The sequence below is a fragment of the Hirschia sp. genome, assembly GCF_058892565.1.
In genome coordinates, this window is record NZ_JBZXVU010000008.1 from 174,557 (window position 1) to 194,435 (window position 19,879).

Here is a 19,879-nt window from a genome sequence, read left to right on the forward strand (position 1 = left end):
CTCCCTTTACAATTTTATAAATCTTTACAGGCTTGTTTTAGCCATTCCAAATCTTCGCCAGAAAGCAGCGGTGTTAGCTCTTTTAGCACACGCTGATGATAACGATCGACCCAGATCCATTCATCTGGCGTCAGCATACCGCGCTCAATCAGGCGCGAGCAAAGCGGCGCAAGTGTGAGTGCCTCAAATTCCATCATAGGAATATCGCCGCCAACAATATCTCTTGGTTGCGTAACATATTGAAGGTTTTCTATGCGAATGCCGTACTCATTTTCTTTATAATATCCCGGCTCATTCGATACGATCATGCCAGGCTCAAGCGCGGTAAAGTTAGGCATTTTCGAAATGCGCTGCGGGCCTTCATGCACACCAAGATAAGACCCAACACCATGCCCCGTGCCGTGTTCATAATCCAATCCCAGCGCCCACATAGGTTGGCGTGCGATCGCATCAATGGCTGATCCTGTTGTTCCGGCAGGAAAACGCAATCGCGCTAGCGCAATATGCCCTTTAAGAACGGTAGTATAGCGCTCTTTCATTTCTTGGGTCGGCTCACCAATCGCAACAGTACGGGTGATATCCGTTGTGCCATCTAGATATTGGCCGCCTGAATCAACAAGATAGAGTGAGTTCTTTTCTAGAACTTGAACAGTCGCTTCATTGACGCGGTAGTGACAATGCGCACCATTAGAGCCAGCGCCAGAGATTGTCTCAAATGATAAATCTTTTAAACCTTGTAGCTCTTCACGGTGTTGTTCTAGGCGTTGAGCGGCTTGAATTTCATTGATCTGACCAGATTGGACCTCTTCAGAATCTAGCCAGCACAAAAAGCGGGTAATGGCAGCACCATCTCGTAAATGTGCCTGTTTAGAACCAGAAATTTCAACATCATTTTTTATCGCGCGTGGCAGAGCTGACGGATCGGCCTGCACAGCTATTTTCGCGCCAGCTTCAGTCACTGTTTTGAAAAACCAAGCCGATGCTAAAGCTGGATCAAGGGAAACTGTTTTGCCTTTTAATTTGGCAATGCGCCCCTCAAGCTGGGACATTGGCATCACAGTGACATCGCTAAGATGGGTTGTCAGTGCATCATTCACCTTCACTGGGTGTAAGAATAAATCAGCGTTTCCAGTGGCATAAACAATGGCGCGACCTAGCGGAAGCGGCGAACATTTCACATCTCCGCCGCGAATATTAAATAGCCAAGCTAGAGAAGCTGGCGATGTGATAATCACAGCGTCAGCCGCAATATCTAAAAGCGATGCGCCAACACGTTTTAGTTTGGAAGCGTGTGTTTCACCTGCATAAACAACATCATGCGGCACCACTAATTCTTTAGGTTCAGGCGGTTGATCATGCCATGCGGCATCAATCGGGTTTGTCTCAACCGGCACAATTTCAACGCCCGCAAGGCTCGCTGCATCAGCTAATTGTTCAAAAGCATTTTGGCTGACAAGTTCAAGATCAACACCAAGACGTTTTCCGTGTAGCTTTTGTTTGGTCAGCCAATTGAACGGGCCTAATTTGTCCAAACTTTCCCGCGTGAAAAGCTTTGAATCCACCTGTTTGGCTGCTTGAAGTGTGTAGCGCCCATCAACGAATAGCACGGCTGAATTCATCAATATCATGGCCGCGCCAGCAGAGCCGGTGAAGCCAGTTGCCCATGTCAGTCTATCAAATGCGCTGGGCAGATATTCATTTTGATAGGCATCTTCATGCGGAATATAATAAGCATCCAGATTTTGCGCTTTCATCTGTCCGCGAAGCAAAGGCAGATTGCTTTGCCCGAGTGCTGGTCCGCCAGTGACTTCAAATGTCTGTCGCATATCATACCTATCCGTAAATTCAGGGTCTATTTGTCTAGCTTATATATCTAGACTCGTAAGCTATTATTCAAGCCAGATCCTTCTAACGATTATCTATATGCCAAAATATTCTGCTGGATCAAATAGATTATCGTCCATCCATGGGTCACGTGCAGGACGTTTCTTGGTTTTTTGTTTTAACGGCTTTTTGAAAACCAAAGTCGACCACGCGCCCAATCTGCGGCGGTCCACAAGCGCTAGATTGCGACCAGCAAAAGCTGCTTTCACTTGTGGCTCTTGATGGTTTAGCAAACCAGATAGAATGATATAGCCACCATCTTTAGTCAGTTTGTTGATATCAGATGAAAGCGAAACAAGCGGGCGCGCCAAAATGTTGGCCATTACCGTATCGTATTTACCTTGATTGCGAATAAATGCATTGTTTGCGCCTGTTGCGACTAACAAATGCAGATTGCGGCCCATTTTGTTGTTTTCTGCGTTAATTTTGGCAATGCGAATTGATTCAGGGTCAATGTCGGACGCGACAGCCATGCTCGCCCCCGATTTCATCGCGGCAATCGCCAAAACAGCAGATCCGGTCCCAATATCCAGCACTTTGCCCAATTTACGCTTCTTGGCGACATCGGCTAGCGCTTCAAGGCAGCCCTTCGTTGTGCCGTGATGGCCTGTTCCAAAAGCTGGACCTGCTTCAATCCATACAGGAATACGGCCACCAGCAAGGCGTGTTAATTCATGGGCACCCGCCACATAATAAGGGCCAGCCTCTACTGCAGGCAAACCTTTCAAGCTTTCAGCAACCCAGTCTTTATCATCTAGTTTTTCATGTGCGGCGGATAAACCTTCGCCTTCGCTTTCAATGATGGAGATACAGGCTTGGACGCTCTCTTCATCATGGCAAAATGCATCAATGCGCCAAGATACGCGCGTGGCTTCTTCTGTTGAAACTGCGCCAGCAGGAGATGGGTCCATGTCTGCCAATACATCAGAAATACGTTCAGCAGTTGCGCGGTCGCAAATGGCGCTCACTTTATACATTCAAATCAGCCTTAAATCAGGGGATGGGTTCATGCCAGCGTTGATAGAACAAACTCAGCATTTGGGGAAGTCTCAGTTTGCAAGGCTTTATTGCCGTTATGGTGAACGCTGCATTTAGGATAAAAGTTTTTCTATTTTTAAATCCAGCTTTAAATGCGATGCGCGATACATGCCCTATGAGCGCAATTTCTTCAGCCACTAGCGGCGTGCTACACGCCAGCCAAATGTTCAACAGAGCAGCCACCAACACGGTGAAAGCTGCCAATGAGCAGGGTGATCTCGTCGGTGCGATCGTGGATCAAAAACAGGCAGAACATGCACTTAAAGCCAATACGGCAGTTTTGAAGGTGGCCGATGACATGCAAGAACGATTATTGGATATTCTTGTCTGATTGTTTTGAGATAATCTCAGCATTAGCGGTTGGCAGTCCTTTCCTAAAATCATACGCTTAGGTAAGTTTCTGGTTGAGGGAAAAGATGTTTCAATTTTCAAATCTAGTTAAATCCGTATTTCTATCGTGTTCTGTGCTGCTTGTTGCGGCGTGTGATGCCTCCTTCCACAGAAATGATGTGCATGTCATTTCAAGTAAGGATGCAATTACCAGCTTTCCTGAAGGTGAAATCTACGGAGTTGTCACCCAAAGTAAATTGAAACAATCAATCGCCAAAGAAGAACTTTCAGGCATGGATTTTCTTTCTTTGCCAGAACAAAAATTTATAAAATCCCAAGAATGGATCGCGTTACCTCTGGATAATCTCAACCATCCCACACTTGAACGTGTTGGTCATTGTTACAAAGTTGAATCCGAAGACGAGAACCATTTTTTCATCGTTGAGCATGTCACAGGGCCTTTCCATCTTTATTCTGCAAATCGAGATGGATGTTTTGATAAAGGCATGGAAGTCAAGCATGATTACGGTGTGCTCTATATCGAAGATGGTTTGTTCTATGTGCTAGAGCAAAGTGAAGAGCATTTTCGTGATTGGGTGGGAAATCTGAATCCAATACAGCGTATGCAATTGGGTGTGCAATATACGTTGCCCCCAGGCGACCAGTCTGTTGCGCAGGTTCAGGTAAAGTCTTCCAAAGCCTATCACGAATATATTCGTCAAAATAAAAATGATTTTGGCTTTCAAGCCGATGGTATGCCGCTTTATGTCGGGCCTCTAAGTGAAGACCAGCAAAAAGCGCATAGACTATTGTTGCTCGCTGAAGAAAAATACAAAGCCTTTAAAGCAGAACAAGCTAAAAAAGACGCCGCCTCTGCTGTGAAATAGCGTCATATCCTCCTGAGTGAGTGGGGGATATCTGCAAAGTTTTCCAACGCGATCGCATTTCGCCCCATATTATGGCTATCCATTCATTGGGGCGGCTCGCGAACGCTAGTGTGATTGGAGTGATGCTTAAACGCATCATGCGAGGTGCCGTGAGGCATTTAGGCCGCTGGTATCCTGAATAATTGGTCAGGACCAGCACATAATATCCGTCAGCCAAGCGCTGACATCACATCCGCCAAGCGCGCACCTCGTGCCCCTGCTTCCGGCTTTATATAATATACCCGCATAATGTCCCTATGCGGATGTTTCTGTTTGTTTTGTTTCTTTCAATACATCAATTTGAATAGTTTGATCGAGTGCAAGCTATTAGGCGGCGTTTTTGTCGTAAAACTGTCTAACAAATATCACGAAAGTGTCGCTTTGCAGATGATAACCCACTGGCTTCAGCCAAGAGGGGAAAATCATGGCATTATCTCGATCAAAATTATTGTCGGCAACATTTTTGGGGCTTGGGTTAGCAAGCGCTGCGAGTGCACAAGTGCTTGATGGGCGTGTAACAGACCAAACAGGTGCAGCACCTCTTGAAGGCGCACGCGTCGTTCTCGAAGAGCTGAACCGCACAACGACAACAGACCGCTTTGGTAAATACCGTTTTGGCGGCGTTCCTGAAGGCACATACAACTTAACTGTTTCATATATCGGTGCGCCGAACGCGACTATGCCAGTGGTTATCGATACAGATCGCGCTACGCTTGATGTAAAGCTTGGTGACGATGTTCGCTATATGGAAAACACAATTATTGTGGGTAGTGCGGCGGCTCAAGCGGGGGCTTTGAACCAACAGCGTGCATCCAACTCTTTTCTTTCAGTCATCGACTCTGATGGCCTTGGAAGTTTCCCTGACACAACTGTGGCAGACTCACTTCAACGCCTGCCAGGTCTCTCCATCAAAACAGACCAAGGTGAAGGCCGCTATGTATCAGTGCGTGGGATCAACCCAGACCTAATCTCTGCCTCTATCAATGGTGTGCGTACACCTTCACCGGAAGATCGTCGCGGTGTGTTGCTTGATGGTGTTCCCTCTGATTTGCTTGACGGTATTGAAGTTCAAAAATCTCTGACCCCAGATGTCGATGCAGATACACTCGGTGGGGTGATCAACCTTAAAACGATTTCCGCTTTTGACCGTGACGGGCGTATTATCCGCGCAAAAGTTGAAGGTGCATACAACGAAATTTCGGAAGAGATTTCTCCTAAAGCCGCACTCACATATTCTGAAGTTTTTGCTGATAAATTCGGTGTTGCTTTGTCCGCGAATTACCAAGATTTGCGTATCGAAGCACACAATAACGAAGCCGATGAGTGGAGCCAGCTAGACGATGGCACATTCTACCTTTCTGATGGTGCTGAACACCGTTGGTATGGCCTAAACCGTGAGCGTCTTGGCTTTGTTGGGAATTTTGACTGGCGCGTCAACAACAGCACAGACCTTTACCTTCGTACGCTCTTCAACAATTATGAAGATGATGAAGTGCGTAATGTTCTTGCCTTCCGTGATCTTGGGGATGTGGTCGAAGAGGATGATGATGAAAATGAAGTTGTTGCAGATGGTTCAACTCTGACAGACACTTCAGCCAGTTTCCCATTGAATGAGACACAAGCAGAAGTTCGTGTTCGCCGCGAAGTTCGTCAAATCCAAACAATCGCCATCGGTGGTGAGACAGTCTTGAATGACTGGAAAACAGATTATGAAATCTCCTATGCATATGCAGAAGAAGACGACAGCGACAATCACGACGCAGCTTTCCGGTTTGAAGACATCCAAGACGTTGTTCCGGGCAACATCACACTAGATTATTCAGACCCGAAAATTCTGCGCTTAAGCGAAGGTGCAATTCTGGATGCGATTTACGATCCTGCCAATTACAATCTAGATGCGTTTGAGCGTGAGTTCACTGCGAATGAAGATACTGAAGTCGCAGCAAAGTTTAACATTTCCAAAGATGGACTGCTCGGTCAGATTCCTGTCACTTGGAAGGGTGGACTAAAAATCCGCGATCGTGAAAAAATCCGCGATGTAAATGTGCTTGTCTATGAAGACGATTCTATCAACCTCGCAGATTATTCCACTGGTAACCTTATCCCAGACTGGCGCATCGGGAATGAGCAACCTACATGGCCAGATGCAAACCTGACCCGTTCACTGCGCAATGCGTTCACCGATGATGATCTTGATGTTGAAGGCAGCTTCTTTGACTCCAATGGTGAAGATTACAAAATTGATGAGCAGATCTTTGCCGGTTACGGTATGGGTACTTTCAATATTGGTGACCTAACCCTTGTTGCGGGTGTTCGTGTTGAGCAAACAAATGTTGATTTGGAAGGGCGCGTCGTCCTTGAAGATGAATTAGAGGCCGTCACCACTAATTTCTCCAATGACTACACGCATGTTCTACCGAGCATAAATGCGAAATATGCATTCTCGGACACGTTGATTGCACGTGGTGCTTATTACGCGGCTGTTGTGCGTCCTGCATTTGGCGAGATGGCACCATTCTTCTTCATCAATGATGATCGTGATGAAGCTGAAATCGGAAACCCAAATCTTGACCCACTTGAAGCAAACAATTTCGACCTTGGTTTAGAATTCTACCCAACAGAGCTTTCTGTCATGTCAGTCGGTGTGTTCTACAAGGATATCTCCAACGCGATTTTCCCAACCACATATGACATTGAAGACCTGCCAGACAGTATCGACCTGTCAGCTATCCCGGGAGAATTCCTAAATGGTATCGAAGAGGGTGATGAAATTTCTCCAGGTGTTGTAGACACAGGCGAAATCGAAGAAGTTGCCACCTTTATCAATGTCGGTGACAGTGAGATTTACGGGGTTGAGTTCAACTATGTTCAAAACCTTGGCGATTTATCTGAAGCATTAAATGGCTTCCTTCTGTCCGCCAACCTGACACTAAGCGACTCTGAAAGCACATTGCCAGATGGTCGCAAAGTGTCCTTCCTTCAACAATCCAACACAGTTTGGAACATGGCGCTTGGCTACGACAAAGGTCCTTGGGATCTGCGCGTATCTGCCAATTTCCGTGGCAACCAAATTGATGAATTGGTGGATGAAGATCTCGATCGTTACACAGATGATCGCACATTGGTTGAAGCGTCTGCCAAATACACTGTAAATGACAATATTCAGCTCTATGTTGAGGGTAAAAACCTCACTGACGCGCCAGAATATTACTATTTTGGAAACCAACGTCGTCTGTCACAATATGACGAATTTGGACGTACATTCATTATAGGTGCACGCTTCACTTATTAGTAAAGTTCAAAACAATGAGGGCTGGAAGCAGGTTATACTGTTTCCAGCCTTCGTTTATATATTTTATAGATCGGATAATCCTATGTTGCGCTCAATCTGTCTTGCTCCGCTAATGCTTGCTGCTTTTGCTTGTACAACTCCAGAAGTTCTTCCTTTTGAAATCAAGAGCATTCCCGCTCAAACTGAAACAGACCCAATGGTCGGCGTTGGTGATCGCGCTGATGATCCAGCCATATGGGTATCGCCAAATGATGTCGCGAATTCACTCATTCTAGGCACAAACAAAGACGAAGGCCTGCATGTCTATTCGCTTGCAGGTAAAGAACTTCAGTTTCTTGATGTGGGTGCTGTCAATAATGTTGATGTGCGCGGTAATCTTGCTGTTGCTTCCAATGATGAAACCGGCGGTATTAGCTGGTTCTCTATCGATCCGGCCACAAGCAATGTCCAACACCTAAACGACACACCTGTCGACATCGTCGAGCCATACGGCATTTGCATGGGCAATCTTAATAATAGCTACCAAGCCGGCGTGACCTATAAAGATGGGACTGTTCAAATCTGGACAGGCACGCTCCAAGAGGATGGCACAGTCAGCGCGAAATTTGAGCGTTCAGCCAAGCTCGAAACTCAGCTTGAAGGCTGCGTGTTTGATGAAGAGCAAAGCCTGCTGTTCATCGGTGAAGAAACAAAAGGCATCTGGTCGCTTGATCTGGCCAATGCGGATTCTGCACCCCAAAAAGTTGACTTCATCGAAGATGGTAACGGCCTTGTCGCAGACACAGAAGGTCTCTCTCTTTGGCGCGGTGAAAACGGCGAGGGCTATCTTGTCGCTTCTGCGCAAGCTTCCGACCGTTTCGTCGTCTATGACCGCAAAGCGCCGCACGCACCACGCGGCATTATCACAATCACAGCCAGTGCAGATGGTGCAATTGACGCTGTCACGCACACAGATGGCCTTGATGTGTCATCCGCATCATTGCCGGGCTATCCAGCGGGCATATTGGTTGTTCAAGATGATGGAAACCCAAAAAGCGGTGTCGACCAGAACTTCAAAATCGTAGATTGGGAAAGCATTCAAACTGCGCTCCAAATCGATTAATCCATAAAGTAAAACGAGCGGGCTTTTCTTTATTTAGCCCGCTCGTTTTAAGCTTTCAACGCCTTCCCGATCTATGGATTGAGGCGGGCTTTCGAGCCAGTATATTCACGCTCACACGCAAGAATTTTCGACCCTTGCCGCGGACTATTTTTCGCAACTTCCTGTGCTGCGCTTTTACAAAAACGCGCGCATTTCAGGAAATTAGGTTCTCTATTATTAGCTGACATTTGCGGATATTGCTGCGCAAGTGCGGTGCATTCATCTGAAAAAGCCAACAATTCTGTCTCCGTAAACAGGGTTTCGGCTTTGGGCGTTGCCTGCCCATTGTATTTGGATGAAATAGAGGCGGGTAATTCTGAAAAAGATTGATCGCAAACCAACGCATTATTTTTCAATTGTGGATGATTTAAACCCTGCTGCATCATGTCGGCAGCTGTCTTACAAGACATTTTACACCGGTTTAGATTCTTCACCTGATTGGCTTCTTCAGTCGACTTTCGCCAATCAAGCTGACTGGCCTCCAGCGAGCAGAATGTGCTCATAGATTTATATTCATCAACCGATTTCGTCTGACCCATCGCTGCGTTGCAGACAAATAATGCGGCGACACCAAGCGCTAAAAATTTCATTCGCATTTAGATGCATCTCCCCAAAAAAATACCTAAACGAAAATCTATATTCTGCAATTTTCAGCCATGATCAAGACGGAGATTAAATTAAGCGTACAGATTGCTGAACCAGCAAAGACACGCCAAGATTTGTCATGGAATAGAAGGGCCAGTCTTGTTGCGGCGTGGCTCCCAAATCAAGTTTGGGATGACATTTAGATATTTGCCGACCACTCACCCAACACGCTCAACCTGCCAGCCTAACCGACGCCGTCACCCTGACGCACACTGCCAACCGGACATTCAACCTGTCACCCTGACGAAAGTCAGGCTCCACTTGCCAATTTAGTTTGGCTCCTGTGTTCAATTCGTCCCGAGAAATCTCCTGCATCTGATTTGCTTCTGGGGGCGGTGAGGGGTGATGTGTGAACTAACAGCGTTGTTATTCATGACTTTATCCGTTTTTCTGTCACGAATTTGTATTCTAAAATGGCTAAATAGCTGTTATCGAAGATGAAAATAAAAAATTAGGAGTTGGGGGAAATCCGATGAAATTAAAATCGTGCATAGCACTTGGAGCATTCGCGCTTGCAACAACACTTAGCGCATGCGGCGGCGGCGGTGGATCTTCCAGCCCGACGCCTCCTTCACCAAGCGCACCCGCAGTGAACACGCCTCCAAATGCTGATATATCCACGACCAATGTGGTCACGGATGAACGTCAAGAGATTTCCCTTTCCGCCGCAGGATCAAGCGATGCTGACGGAGATAGCCTCACTTATAGCTGGTCGCAAATCGCCGGACCCGACCTTGGCGCAGGCACGCAAACCGGAGACACTTTCACCGCTCAAGTCCCAAAACTCACAGCCGATGAAACCTACACAATCGAGCTTACTGTCTCTGATGGCAAAACTTCAACAACCCAAACAATCGAAATCATCGGCCGCAAAATTGTGCTGACTCCTCTGGCGACAGAGTGGGGCACTGAAGTCAACACGATGATTTTACCAGATAACTTTAGTGATATACAGTTTGCGTTAGAGAGTCGTATTTACGAGCAAGGTTGGCAAAACGGGTTCTACGTTGATGTAATGGTGCCAAATGTTTCCAGCGGAACAAACGATAATTTTTTAGACCTAATTACCTATCGTGATGGCTACCGATATGGTGTCACTCCATTATATCAATTTACAGAGTATATTTCTGAAAAATTAGCATCAGTATCACCCATTAGTTTTGTTCTTGAGATAAGTTTGAGTGGGTTGTCAGCATCCGATCTAGATCTAGTGCTTCTTTCAGAAGAAAAAGATAAATTACAGGTATTTAGAAGGAAAAGTTATTTTAATTCCCAGCTGGATCAGGACGAGATTTACGTCGAAACTGGTAATTTATCGATCGCAAAGCCGTGCTTAGCTTTTGCATCCAATCTCAAATTTAATGATATAACGACTAGCGGAAGTTATGCTGCAACCACGATATTGGTTGGGAGGTCGCAAGGCGGACTCGAAGCGGTTTTAAATGATGCAAACCCTTTGCCTTCCTCCAACGAGGATTTGGACAAACGCGGCCGTTTTAGCTCGAAAATTGTTTTGAATGAAGATGGTAATTTTTGTGATGGCTTTCTGGGCGGTGGAAGTGAAGAATTTGGTGGCGTACAGGCGATGGTTTTCCGTTTTTTCAATGAGGAAACGCAATCAATTGATGTTTATCGTTTAAACGAAGCAGGCACTTCATTAGGTTTTGTGCGTAGCTCTCCAATTTCAATTTCGCCGGAACATCATTACAGTTTGATTGATATTGAATTTTTTGAAGTTCCGACCGAAATTGACTATGCAAATATTGGAGCAATGCTTTTGTCGACTGGATCTTACAAAGGCGATCATAAAGTCGCGATTTTTGAGGAAGATCGTATCGTTGAATTGCTTGATTTACCCGATGGAGCCCCTTCAGATTTAGAATTAATCAATGAGAGCCTGTTTAAAAGTGGGTTGAATAAAAATATTCTGATTATCGGCCCAGATTCACCATATGCGATATATTTTCGGAGTGAATTTGAACAAACTGAAGTGTTTGGAAGTTTTGCGTCTCCAGAATATGTGAATGTTGGTTTCGATAACGACCTTATTAAAAGCACCAATAATGGCGATAGAGATTGGATGCATTTCGCGGTTGGATCGAAATTAAATAAACAAGTAAAATTTTATGATGAACTCAAATAGGCAAATATCACCTAAGCCGCCTCAACAAACTTTTCGACCACCTTTTTCACGCCGGCTTTTTCAAAGTCGACGGTGAGTTTGGTGCCGTCGATTTGTTTGATTTTCCCATAGCCAAATTTGATGTGGAAGACGCGTTGGCCCAGCTTTAGGCCAGAGGCTGCGGCGGGGTCAGATGTGGCGGTGAGGCGGCCTGATGGGTTGATATCCGGCGGGCGTTTTTTCTGGGGCCAATTGCCATATTGGGCTCTGCCATCGGTGGTGTTGCGGGCTGCTTGGGCGCGTTTCCAGCCGGGGCTTTCATAGGTAGAGCCACCAAAGCTTTCATCGCTATCAAATCGGCTCACACCGCCAAATCCTGCGCTATTCATGCCATCGGGCGCAGCCGAATATCCCGTTTCCGAGACGGCATCCACATGTTCAGGCGGCAATTCATCCACAAAACGAGATGGCATCACAGATTGCCAGCGGCCAAAAATCATGCGGTTGGCCACAAAGGATATATAGCAACGCTCCCGCGCGCGCGTAATGCCCACATAGGCAAGGCGGCGCTCTTCTTCCAGAGATTTTATCCCGCCTTCATCAATGGCCCGTTTGGAAGGAAAAACCTCTTCCTCCCAACCCGGCAAAAACACTTGCGGCCATTCCAGCCCTTTGGCCCCGTGCAGTGTCAGGATTTGCACCTGATCATCGGATTCATTGCCCTGTGATGCATCCATCACCAGCTCAACATGCTCCATAAATGCATTCAGGCTTTCAAATTCACCCATAGCCCGCACAAGCTCTTTGAGGTTTTCTAGGCGAGTTTGCGCTTGGGGTGTTTTGTCGGCCTTCAGCATGGCGGTATAGCCGCTCTCATCAAGGATGATTTCCATAATGCGCGGATGCTCCATTTCGCGCGCCTGCGCCCGCCAGCGTTCCAAATCATTCAGGAAAGCGCGAATACCCGTTTGCGCCTTGCCGCGTATCTCATTGCCGCGCAGCATAATCTCGGCGGTCACGGTGAGGGGGCGTTCCATCTCCCGCGCCACAACTTGGATTTTCTGGATTGAGGTTGCCCCAACGCCGCGTTTGGGCTGGTTGACCACGCGCTCAAATGCTAAATCATCATTTTCAGATCGGATCAGCCGCAGATACGCCATCGCATCGCGAATTTCAGCCCGCTCGAAAAAGCGGGGCCCACCAATCACCTTGTAAGGAATGCCCAACATGATGAAGCGTTCCTCAAACAGACGCATCTGCCATGAGGCCCGCACCATAACCGCACATTCCGCATATTTGCGGCCAGATGAGCGCCAGCTTTCAATATCTTCCCCAATCAAGCGCGCCTCAGCTTCGCCATCCCAAAGCCCGCGCACTTTCACCGCGTCGCCGTCTTCGTCTTCGGTGTGCAATGTTTTGCCAAGCCGGTCTTGGTTGGCGGTAATCAAATGCGAGGCACAAGCGAGGATTTTTGCGGTCGATCTATAATTGCGCTCAAGCCGGATCACTTTTGCGCCGGGGAAATCTTTCTCAAATCGCAATATGTTGTCCACTTCCGCGCCGCGCCAACCGTAAATCGACTGATCATCGTCACCAACACAACAGATATTACCCGTTCCTTGCGCAAGAAGTCGTAACCAAAGGTACTGCGCCACGTTAGTATCTTGATACTCATCGACCAGAATATACTTAAAACGCTTGTGATAATCGGCCAAAATATCGGGGCTTTTCTGGAAAATCGCGATACAATGCATCAGCAAATCGCCAAAATCACATGCATTCAAAACCCGCAAACGGTGTTGATATGTCTTATAAATTTCTATGCCGCGCCCATTGGCAAATTCGTGTCCCTCACCAGCAGGCACTTTATCCGGCGTTACAGCGCGGTTTTTCCAGCCATCAATTAGCCCCGCCATAAAGCGCGGAGTCCAACGTTTCGTATCGATGTTTTCCGCTTCAATGATTTGTTTTAAAAGGCGTAATTGGTCATCCGTGTCGATAATGGTGAAATTGCTTTCCAGCCCCACAATCTCTGCATGGCGGCGCAAAATCTTCGACGAAACAGAGTGAAATGTCCCCAACCAGCTTAAAGATTGGGCTTCATCACCAATCAGCTTTTCAGCCCGTTCGCGCATTTCGCGTGCGGCTTTGTTGGTGAAGGTCACGGTCAGTGTTTGGCTGGCCCATGCTTTGCGTTGGTTCAGAATATGCGCCAAGCGTGTTGTTAATACACGGGTTTTTCCTGTTCCTGCACCCGCCAACACCAATAACGCACCGTCGGTTGTTTCCACAGCATCGCGTTGTTCGGCATTTAGCCCGTCCAGATAATCGGCATCTCGCGCAGGCGCACTCGGCGGTCTCGCCATTGCGCGCTGGGAAATGGGTAGATTATCAAAATCGTCTGAATGGCTCATTATCGGCTCTTCACGTCTGGGAAAACTAGTATGCGGTCAACCGTTTAGCGCGCATCTCTGTGGCCCAACGATTCGCATTTTGTTCTATAGTAAACAAGTGGCAGGAATGAGGAAAGGGGCAGTCGGCTTAAAGCTTATTTATCCGCCAATAAGAGATTGGGAACATCCACCAAACTATCTAACGTCACAGCACGTGAGATATCGCTGATATCCTTGTCTGAATGCTCCATTTCCCACACGGTATGATAGGGGATGTGAGCGCCCCAGCCGCCCAATTCTAGCACAGGCAGAATATCAGATGGCAGAGAGTTACCCACCATCAAGAAATTCTCTGGCGCAACTTTATACCGAGATAAAAGCGCACCATATGTCTGCACATCCTTATTGCTGACAACTTCCAATCCATCAAAGAAATGGGTCAATCCAGAGCGTGCAAATTTGGCTTCCTGATGGAAGAGATCACCTTTTGTAATAACGATGATTTTATAACTTGGGCGCAGTAATTCTAATGCTTCAATCACAGAATCGAGAATGTCGATTGAGCCAGACATCATCTCCTTGCCAAGATCAATGATTTGCTGAATACCCTCGGCTTTGATCTGGCCATTGGTGATTTCAATTGCAGTTTCAATCAGGGAAAGCGTGTAGCCCTTTACACCAAAACCAAATATTTTTAGGTTCTTGCGTTCTGTTTTTAGAAGAATGTCACCCATGTTTTCCAAGTCGCAATAAGCGCTCAGAATGGTGCGGTATTTTTCTTCGGTAAGATTGTAATTGCCGATATCATGCCAAAGCGTGTCATCTCCATCTATACCGATCAGATCAAAGCTTGCATCTGCAATATTGAGGGATGAGTCTGGCATATTGGCTCCGTTTCAAAACTCAGATCAATAACTCTGGCGCATCCGCATTTTAACCTGACGCTCAAAGATACCGCCGCCACGAGATTGCACCAGCACTGTGGCCAAAGACACAGATATCAGACAGGCGGCAGCGGTTTCGTAGGAAGAGGTTAATTCAAACACAATCAGGGTGGTTGAAACAGGGGCACCCAAGACCGCGCCCGAAACTGCGCCCATACCCACAATTGTGAAAAAGGCCATACCCGTTTCAGTGTCACCTGTGATCCAGCCATAAAAAGCCCCAAAGGCTCCGCCCAGCATTGCGCCCACATAAATCGACGGCGAGAAAACACCGCTACCAAATCTGGCACCTAGACAAATTGCCGTCGCGGCCATTTTGGCAAACACCAGAATTAGCATAAATAGTGCACCATAACTTCCGGCGAGCGCGGCGGCTGTACTTTCATACCCAACCCCCAAAATTTGTGGGAAGGCAGTCGCAAATAAACCTATAGCAAGTCCACCCAAAGGCGGCAGTAACCACACAGGAAGTCGTAAGTGTTTGGCAAATTGTTCGCCAGTTTCTGGTGCTTTTGACCACAGCCAGATCATAATTAGGGCAAGACCAGCAGCAAGTAATCCCATGAAAGGCGTCCCTAAAAAGAGAGCCGCATCTGGGTTTTCTATGATGTTTGCAACGAAAATTGGCTCGTTTCCAAAGCTGTCTCTGGCTAGCAATGCAGCAACTACAGATGCCACAGAAACAGGGCCGATATCCACAGTTCTATAGCGTTGTAAAATGACTTCCCGCGCAAACAAAACACCCGCTAAAGGCGCATGAAAAGAAGCCGAAACCGCAGCTGCTGCCCCACACCCAATCAGTGTGCGAACATTGCGCATATCTAGGTTTAACCAAACTGTTCCAGCGCGTGCAAGCATGGCCCCCATATGCACGGCAGGGCCTTCTCGACCTGCTGATGCACCAGAGCCTAGCGCAATGGCAGAGATCGCAACCGAAAGCAGACCTTCTTTAAAATTTAAGCCGGTTTTTTCGATACGTTTGGGAAAACGGCGGGCTTTGATGACATCTGCAATGCCATAGGCTCGCGGGTCATCTCCCCACCCTAGCTTGCTACCAATCCACAATAAAATCCCAACTAAACAACCACCTGTCACCGGCGCAGCAATAATTTGCCATAGGGGAAGACTAGCAGCAGCTGTCGCTAGATTTTCATGTTTTGCACTGAAGAAAAAGAATTCTCCTGCCATGATCACTCGGCGCAAACCGATCACCGCAAGCCCTACCACAATGCCGATAACGGCAGCGACAACCCACATTTCAAGCGCGATCGGCCACAGCTTTGATGCCGTCGATGTTTGTTTATTTAGGAGTTTTCTGGCGGGTGAGAATAAACGTTTCATGCTTCTTGTTAGACACACCCAAATGGCGTTGCGTCAACCGCTTGTAGAGAGTGAGATCGGGAAATTTAGTTATAGAGCATTATATTTGGCGATTAATATGTAATACTGATCGGGTCGTGGTTAAAATGTGGGATAGAAATTATGGCATCACAAGATCAATACTTAGAAACAATGATACAGAATATGCCTGATAAAACAGGTAAGTCATTGGAAGAATGGTTTTCCGTTTTAGCTCAATCAAATCTATCCAAACATGGCGAGTTGATGAAAATTCTGAAGGCAGACCATGGGGTGACTCATGGTTTTGCAAACACGATTGTGCATCTATTCCGTCAAAAATCCGAACCACAGGAAGAAGACCCAATTTCCGCCCAATATGGAGGTGCTAAAGCGGCACTTTTTCCAATTTACGAGACTATCATTTCAATAGTTCAAAAATATGGAGATGATGTCGAAATTGCACCTAAGAAGGCGTATGTGAGTTTGCGTCGATCCAAACAGTTTGCATTGGTCCAGCCAAGTACAAAATCACGTGTTGATCTAGGGATATCTTTAAAGGGACAAGCTGGGGAAGGTAAATTGGAAGCTGCTAAAAACCCTGCTGGCATGGTGAGCCATAATATCAAATTGATGTCAGTAGACGACATTGATGAGGAAGTAGAAAAATGGCTTCAGCTCGCTTATGACAATGCCTAAGCGAGCTGAAGAATTTTTGTGCTAAGCCAATGTTTTTAGAGAGTCTTTATCGAAAGGCTTAAAGTCTTCCAGACGGCCTTCTTTGACCTTGGTTGCCCATTCAGGGTCGGTAAGTAGAGCGCGGCCAACTGCAACCATGTCAAACTCTTCGCGTTCTAACCGTTCGATCAGATTTTCTATGTTGCTTTCACCCGTTGCTTCCTGTCCACCAAACGTTGAAAGGAAGTCATTATCGAGACAAACAGAGCCAACAGTGATGGAAGGTATCCCTGTCAGTTTCTTACACCAACCTGCTAAGTTGAGGCCTTTTTCTCCATCAATATCAGCAAATTCTGGTTCCCAGAAGCGACGTTGACTTGCGTGAAGAACGTCAACACCTGCATCCACCAAAGCACCAAGGAATGGCTCTAATTCGGTTGGATTGTGAGCAAGTTTGTCTTTATAGGCATAGGGTTTAAATTGAGACCAGCGGAAGATGATTGGTGTATCATCGCCCACAGCTGCGCGCACTTGCTGGATAACTTCTTTAGCAAATTGCGTGCGGCCAACAAGGTCTCCGCCATATTTATCAGTACGTTTGTTTGTCTTATCCCAGAAGAAATCATCGATGAGATAACCGTGTGCACCGTGAATTTCGACAGTGTCAAAGCCAAGTTTCATGGCATCACGGGCCGCATCTGCATAGGCGGCAACCATATCGGCGATGTCTTCTTCTGTTGGTGTGTAATTTAGATCTTTACCATCGAAAGTGACACCTGATGGACTGTCGGTGTTTGCGTCTGGAAAGTGTCCGCTACCTTCAGCGCGAGCTGCACCCTGATGCCAGATTTGAGGTGCGATTTTTCCGCCAGCAGCATGCACATCGTCAACTACTGTTTTCCAGCCCGCCAGAGGTTTATCTCCCCAGAAAAGCGGGTAGTTCTCGTTTTCGCCTGCGGATTCACGGCGGATAAGCGTGCCTTCTGTGACGATTAATCCAACATCTGCCGCAGCACGACGGGCATAATAATCAGCCACATTTTGACCTGGAATACCCTTGGGACTGAATGCCCGAGTCATTGGTGCCATTACGATCCGGTTGGGAAGGTCCAGCCCTTTAATTTTGATCGGACGAAATAGCGAAGAAGTATCAGTCATACAAAAATTTCCTTGCAATGTTTGTTCTTAGCTGGGGCTGTAGAGAAAGCGTTCAAGTTTCATTCAGTGAATAGACTTTATTATTCATACTTATAGCGTGGCATAATCTCGACCCAATTTGATTCCATGCTTAGATTGTTGCCGCTAGGGAATTGCAATAAGGTGATAGAAACATATTTTTAAGGTGTTGGTTATGCAGAGATTTTCGATGAAATATGTTGGCGTGATTCTCTCCACCGCATTCTTGAGCAATTGTGCCTCACCCGGCCTTGAATATGTTGTTTCAGAACCCGCATACAATACAGAAGCTGCCAAATTACGTGATGTCGCGATTATGGGTTTTTCTGGCCCTCATGGTCACGCTTTTACGACCAGTCTGGACGGCTTGCTGAGAAATACAAGTTTTGAAGGTTATCCTTGGTTTTCGGTCTCTCCTTATAGCAGCTACGATAATGGATGGGGTGGCACAGTTGGGCAGGCCGTGCGCATGGGTGAAGATCTTGGTGTTACAGGTGTCTGGTTTGGAGATGTCGACGCATATAGTTCATTCTCGCCGCCATACTATGAGCAAAGATCAAAATGTGTGGAATGGGATGGTCCCTTCGATTGCGAAGCGCGTGTGACCTATGAAGTTGAGTGTTTTGATATCCGCGCTGAAATTCATGTTCATGCGCTTTTAGCGAATGTAGAAAACGGAAATATCGTCGCTGATGAGCGTTTGAGTGATCAGGATAGTGATCGCGTTTGCCGCGAAACATATTATTATGACAAGCTGGGAAACAAGTCTGGGAACCGGAGAGACGGCGCGCCTATAGATCGTCGCCATATGGGACCGCGTCATTCTGGATTAGGTGCATTTGGCTTTGATTATTGGGAGCATGAAGATAGAGGCCGGCGTATGGAGCGTCGTCTTGTTGCGCAGCAAGCATCGCGTTTGCGGCGGGTGATCGCGCCGTTTGAGCGTACAGCCAAAGCTCGCTTAATGGATACACCGACATTGCCATACACTGAACTCGTCAACGGGTTTGAGAGCGCTTTGTCTGCGGCCAAAGCTGGAAATAACATGGCCTCATGTCGCCAATTTGAAGATATGGTGAGCCAATTTCCAGATGAGCCAGCTTTGAATTTTAATCTTGGTGCTTGTGCGGAAATGTTTGGAGAACTCGCAGAAGCAAGCGAGCTTTATCAACGCGCTGAAGATTTGGCTGGGCCAATGCCAAACGAAGACTTTTTGAAATTATCACAAGGCGCATTTCAAAGATTGAATGAATTGCGCAATAGTCAGGCCTATCTCACACAGCAGTTGATCGAAAGCGGTGAGATTGCACCTGTAGAATCAGAACAGGATGGCATGGAAAGGCTAGAAGATGGCCTGCCAGCGGGTTGAGTATAAACCCTTAGATTGTATTGTTAGTCGTCAAGCCGTTTGTTTTCTAGCTCTTTTTTAGACTTTTCATCGCTTGCTTTTGATAGGTTTTTCTCGGCTTTCGTCGCGCCAAATAGAACACGATTCTCTTTAGCTTGCTGTTTTTGAGCGGCTTTAGCTTTTTCTTTGCGGTATTTATTAAGGCTGATTGGTTCGACCATTTACAACTCTGAATATATTTGGTGTGATTTGCACTTGCAGTGTGCAAGCGGAGTTGGGGAATGCCAAGTGAAAAATCAAAAAATAATTTTGTTCCTGAGTTTGGACCCAATGGCGCGGTTATGAATAGTCCGCATATGACGGATGAAGTGCGAGATAAAATCAAAAAACCATGGTTCGGCCAAAAGTTTGTTGAAGGGCGTACTTTTTTTGTACAGATATTTATTGCTATTATGTTTACAAAATACGGCTATGAAATCGCAAAGCGCTACCCAAATGTGAGCGAAGAGCAGGCCGATTTTCTTTGGTTTGCTGCGTTGGTAATTATGACATTGTTTGGCGCTGCAGAGTTTTGCTGGCGGCGCTTCGTGCGTAACAAAAAACGCGCAAACCAAGAATGATTTG

At 46.7% G+C, this 19,879-nt stretch carries 16 protein-coding genes; 8 read left to right on the top strand and 8 right to left on the bottom strand.

Features of this window, described 5'->3' with window-relative positions:
• Positions 1-14: 14 nt before the first annotated feature.
• Both AC5EF3_RS03630 and AC5EF3_RS03635 read right to left on the bottom strand, forming a co-directional pair.
• Positions 15-1,826, bottom strand: coding sequence for an aminopeptidase P family protein (locus tag AC5EF3_RS03630; RefSeq protein WP_493547055.1), 1,812 nt, complete (start codon positions 1,824-1,826; stop codon positions 15-17).
• 93 nt (positions 1,827-1,919) lie between these two features.
• Positions 1,920-2,861, bottom strand: a complete 942-nt coding sequence (locus AC5EF3_RS03635) for a 50S ribosomal protein L11 methyltransferase (protein WP_015826264.1) — start codon at positions 2,859-2,861, stop codon at positions 1,920-1,922.
• Positions 2,862-2,938: 77 nt separating this feature from the next.
• Here AC5EF3_RS03635 and AC5EF3_RS03640 point away from each other — a divergent pair, with 77 nt between their 5' ends.
• The 4 genes from AC5EF3_RS03640 (at position 2,939) to AC5EF3_RS03655 (ending at position 8,572) form a co-directional block, all read left to right on the top strand.
• The gene (locus AC5EF3_RS03640; protein ID WP_493547056.1) at positions 2,939-3,253 is read left to right on the top strand and encodes a hypothetical protein; all 315 of its coding nucleotides are present in this window, start codon (positions 2,939-2,941) and stop codon (positions 3,251-3,253) included.
• An 85-nt stretch (positions 3,254-3,338) separates the two neighbouring features.
• Positions 3,339-4,139: a hypothetical protein gene (locus AC5EF3_RS03645; protein WP_015826266.1), complete on the top strand. Its 801-nt coding sequence runs from the start codon at positions 3,339-3,341 to the stop codon at positions 4,137-4,139.
• 463 nt (positions 4,140-4,602) lie between these two features.
• A complete protein-coding gene (locus AC5EF3_RS03650; protein ID WP_493547057.1) occupies positions 4,603-7,470 on the top strand; it encodes a TonB-dependent receptor in 2,868 nt (955 codons plus the stop codon).
• Between the two features lie 82 nt (positions 7,471-7,552).
• On the top strand, positions 7,553-8,572 hold the full coding sequence (locus tag AC5EF3_RS03655; protein ID WP_493547058.1) for a phytase: 1,020 nt from the start codon (positions 7,553-7,555) through the stop codon (positions 8,570-8,572).
• A 71-nt stretch (positions 8,573-8,643) separates the two neighbouring features.
• On the opposite strand, the gene AC5EF3_RS03660 is transcribed toward AC5EF3_RS03655, so the two are convergent.
• A complete protein-coding gene (locus AC5EF3_RS03660) occupies positions 8,644-9,207 on the bottom strand; it encodes a hypothetical protein (protein WP_493547059.1) in 564 nt (187 codons plus the stop codon).
• 521 nt (positions 9,208-9,728) lie between these two features.
• Here AC5EF3_RS03660 and AC5EF3_RS03665 point away from each other — a divergent pair.
• Positions 9,729-11,399 (top strand): PKD domain-containing protein, encoded by a 1,671-nt coding sequence (locus AC5EF3_RS03665; RefSeq protein WP_493547060.1) that lies wholly within the window; start codon positions 9,729-9,731, stop codon positions 11,397-11,399.
• An 11-nt stretch (positions 11,400-11,410) separates the two neighbouring features.
• Here AC5EF3_RS03665 and AC5EF3_RS03670 read toward each other — a convergent pair whose 3' ends face one another.
• From AC5EF3_RS03670 to AC5EF3_RS03680, 3 genes are all read right to left on the bottom strand, one after another.
• Complete coding sequence (locus tag AC5EF3_RS03670; RefSeq protein WP_493547061.1) at positions 11,411-13,792, bottom strand: ATP-dependent helicase; 2,382 nt, start codon at positions 13,790-13,792, stop codon at positions 11,411-11,413.
• A 134-nt stretch (positions 13,793-13,926) separates the two neighbouring features.
• A complete protein-coding gene (locus AC5EF3_RS03675; protein WP_493547062.1) occupies positions 13,927-14,655 on the bottom strand; it encodes an HAD family hydrolase in 729 nt (242 codons plus the stop codon).
• A 24-nt stretch (positions 14,656-14,679) separates the two neighbouring features.
• Entirely contained in the window at positions 14,680-16,056 is a 1,377-nt protein-coding gene (locus AC5EF3_RS03680; protein WP_493547063.1) for a chloride channel protein, read from the bottom strand.
• A gap of 141 nt (positions 16,057-16,197) precedes the next feature.
• Between AC5EF3_RS03680 and AC5EF3_RS03685 the strand changes: the two genes are divergently transcribed.
• The gene (locus AC5EF3_RS03685) at positions 16,198-16,752 is read left to right on the top strand and encodes a DUF4287 domain-containing protein (RefSeq protein WP_493547064.1); all 555 of its coding nucleotides are present in this window, start codon (positions 16,198-16,200) and stop codon (positions 16,750-16,752) included.
• A 21-nt stretch (positions 16,753-16,773) separates the two neighbouring features.
• Here AC5EF3_RS03685 and AC5EF3_RS03690 read toward each other — a convergent pair whose 3' ends face one another.
• The gene (locus AC5EF3_RS03690; protein WP_493547065.1) at positions 16,774-17,889 is read right to left on the bottom strand and encodes an NADH:flavin oxidoreductase; all 1,116 of its coding nucleotides are present in this window, start codon (positions 17,887-17,889) and stop codon (positions 16,774-16,776) included.
• Positions 17,890-18,082: 193 nt separating this feature from the next.
• Between AC5EF3_RS03690 and AC5EF3_RS03695 the strand changes: the two genes are divergently transcribed.
• On the top strand, positions 18,083-19,276 hold the full coding sequence (locus AC5EF3_RS03695) for a tetratricopeptide repeat protein (RefSeq protein ID WP_493547066.1): 1,194 nt from the start codon (positions 18,083-18,085) through the stop codon (positions 19,274-19,276).
• A gap of 23 nt (positions 19,277-19,299) precedes the next feature.
• Here the strand turns inward: AC5EF3_RS03695 and AC5EF3_RS03700 are convergent, their stop codons facing one another.
• On the bottom strand, positions 19,300-19,476 hold the full coding sequence (locus tag AC5EF3_RS03700) for a DUF4169 family protein (RefSeq protein ID WP_493547067.1): 177 nt from the start codon (positions 19,474-19,476) through the stop codon (positions 19,300-19,302).
• A gap of 60 nt (positions 19,477-19,536) precedes the next feature.
• On the opposite strand from AC5EF3_RS03700, the gene AC5EF3_RS03705 reads away from it, so the two are divergent.
• Positions 19,537-19,875: a hypothetical protein gene (locus AC5EF3_RS03705; RefSeq protein WP_015826281.1), complete on the top strand. Its 339-nt coding sequence runs from the start codon at positions 19,537-19,539 to the stop codon at positions 19,873-19,875.
• Positions 19,876-19,879: the final 4 nt, after the last annotated feature.

Coding starts and splice junctions, on each gene's coding strand:
- AC5EF3_RS03645 (WP_015826266.1), top strand. CDS start 3,339: ATGTTTCAATTTTCAAATCTAGTTAAATCCGTATTTCTATCGTGTTCT.
- AC5EF3_RS03705 (WP_015826281.1), top strand. CDS start 19,537: ATGCCAAGTGAAAAATCAAAAAATAATTTTGTTCCTGAGTTTGGACCC.
- AC5EF3_RS03685 (WP_493547064.1), top strand. CDS start 16,198: ATGGCATCACAAGATCAATACTTAGAAACAATGATACAGAATATGCCT.
- AC5EF3_RS03680 (WP_493547063.1), bottom strand. CDS start 16,056: ATGAAACGTTTATTCTCACCCGCCAGAAAACTCCTAAATAAACAAACA.
- AC5EF3_RS03670 (WP_493547061.1), bottom strand. CDS start 13,792: ATGAGCCATTCAGACGATTTTGATAATCTACCCATTTCCCAGCGCGCA.
- AC5EF3_RS03690 (WP_493547065.1), bottom strand. CDS start 17,889: ATGACTGATACTTCTTCGCTATTTCGTCCGATCAAAATTAAAGGGCTG.
- AC5EF3_RS03650 (WP_493547057.1), top strand. CDS start 4,603: ATGGCATTATCTCGATCAAAATTATTGTCGGCAACATTTTTGGGGCTT.
- AC5EF3_RS03655 (WP_493547058.1), top strand. CDS start 7,553: ATGTTGCGCTCAATCTGTCTTGCTCCGCTAATGCTTGCTGCTTTTGCT.
- AC5EF3_RS03660 (WP_493547059.1), bottom strand. CDS start 9,207: ATGCGAATGAAATTTTTAGCGCTTGGTGTCGCCGCATTATTTGTCTGC.
- AC5EF3_RS03630 (WP_493547055.1), bottom strand. CDS start 1,826: ATGCGACAGACATTTGAAGTCACTGGCGGACCAGCACTCGGGCAAAGC.
- AC5EF3_RS03665 (WP_493547060.1), top strand. CDS start 9,729: ATGAAATTAAAATCGTGCATAGCACTTGGAGCATTCGCGCTTGCAACA.
- AC5EF3_RS03635 (WP_015826264.1), bottom strand. CDS start 2,861: ATGTATAAAGTGAGCGCCATTTGCGACCGCGCAACTGCTGAACGTATT.
- AC5EF3_RS03675 (WP_493547062.1), bottom strand. CDS start 14,655: ATGCCAGACTCATCCCTCAATATTGCAGATGCAAGCTTTGATCTGATC.
- AC5EF3_RS03700 (WP_493547067.1), bottom strand. CDS start 19,476: ATGGTCGAACCAATCAGCCTTAATAAATACCGCAAAGAAAAAGCTAAA.
- AC5EF3_RS03695 (WP_493547066.1), top strand. CDS start 18,083: ATGCAGAGATTTTCGATGAAATATGTTGGCGTGATTCTCTCCACCGCA.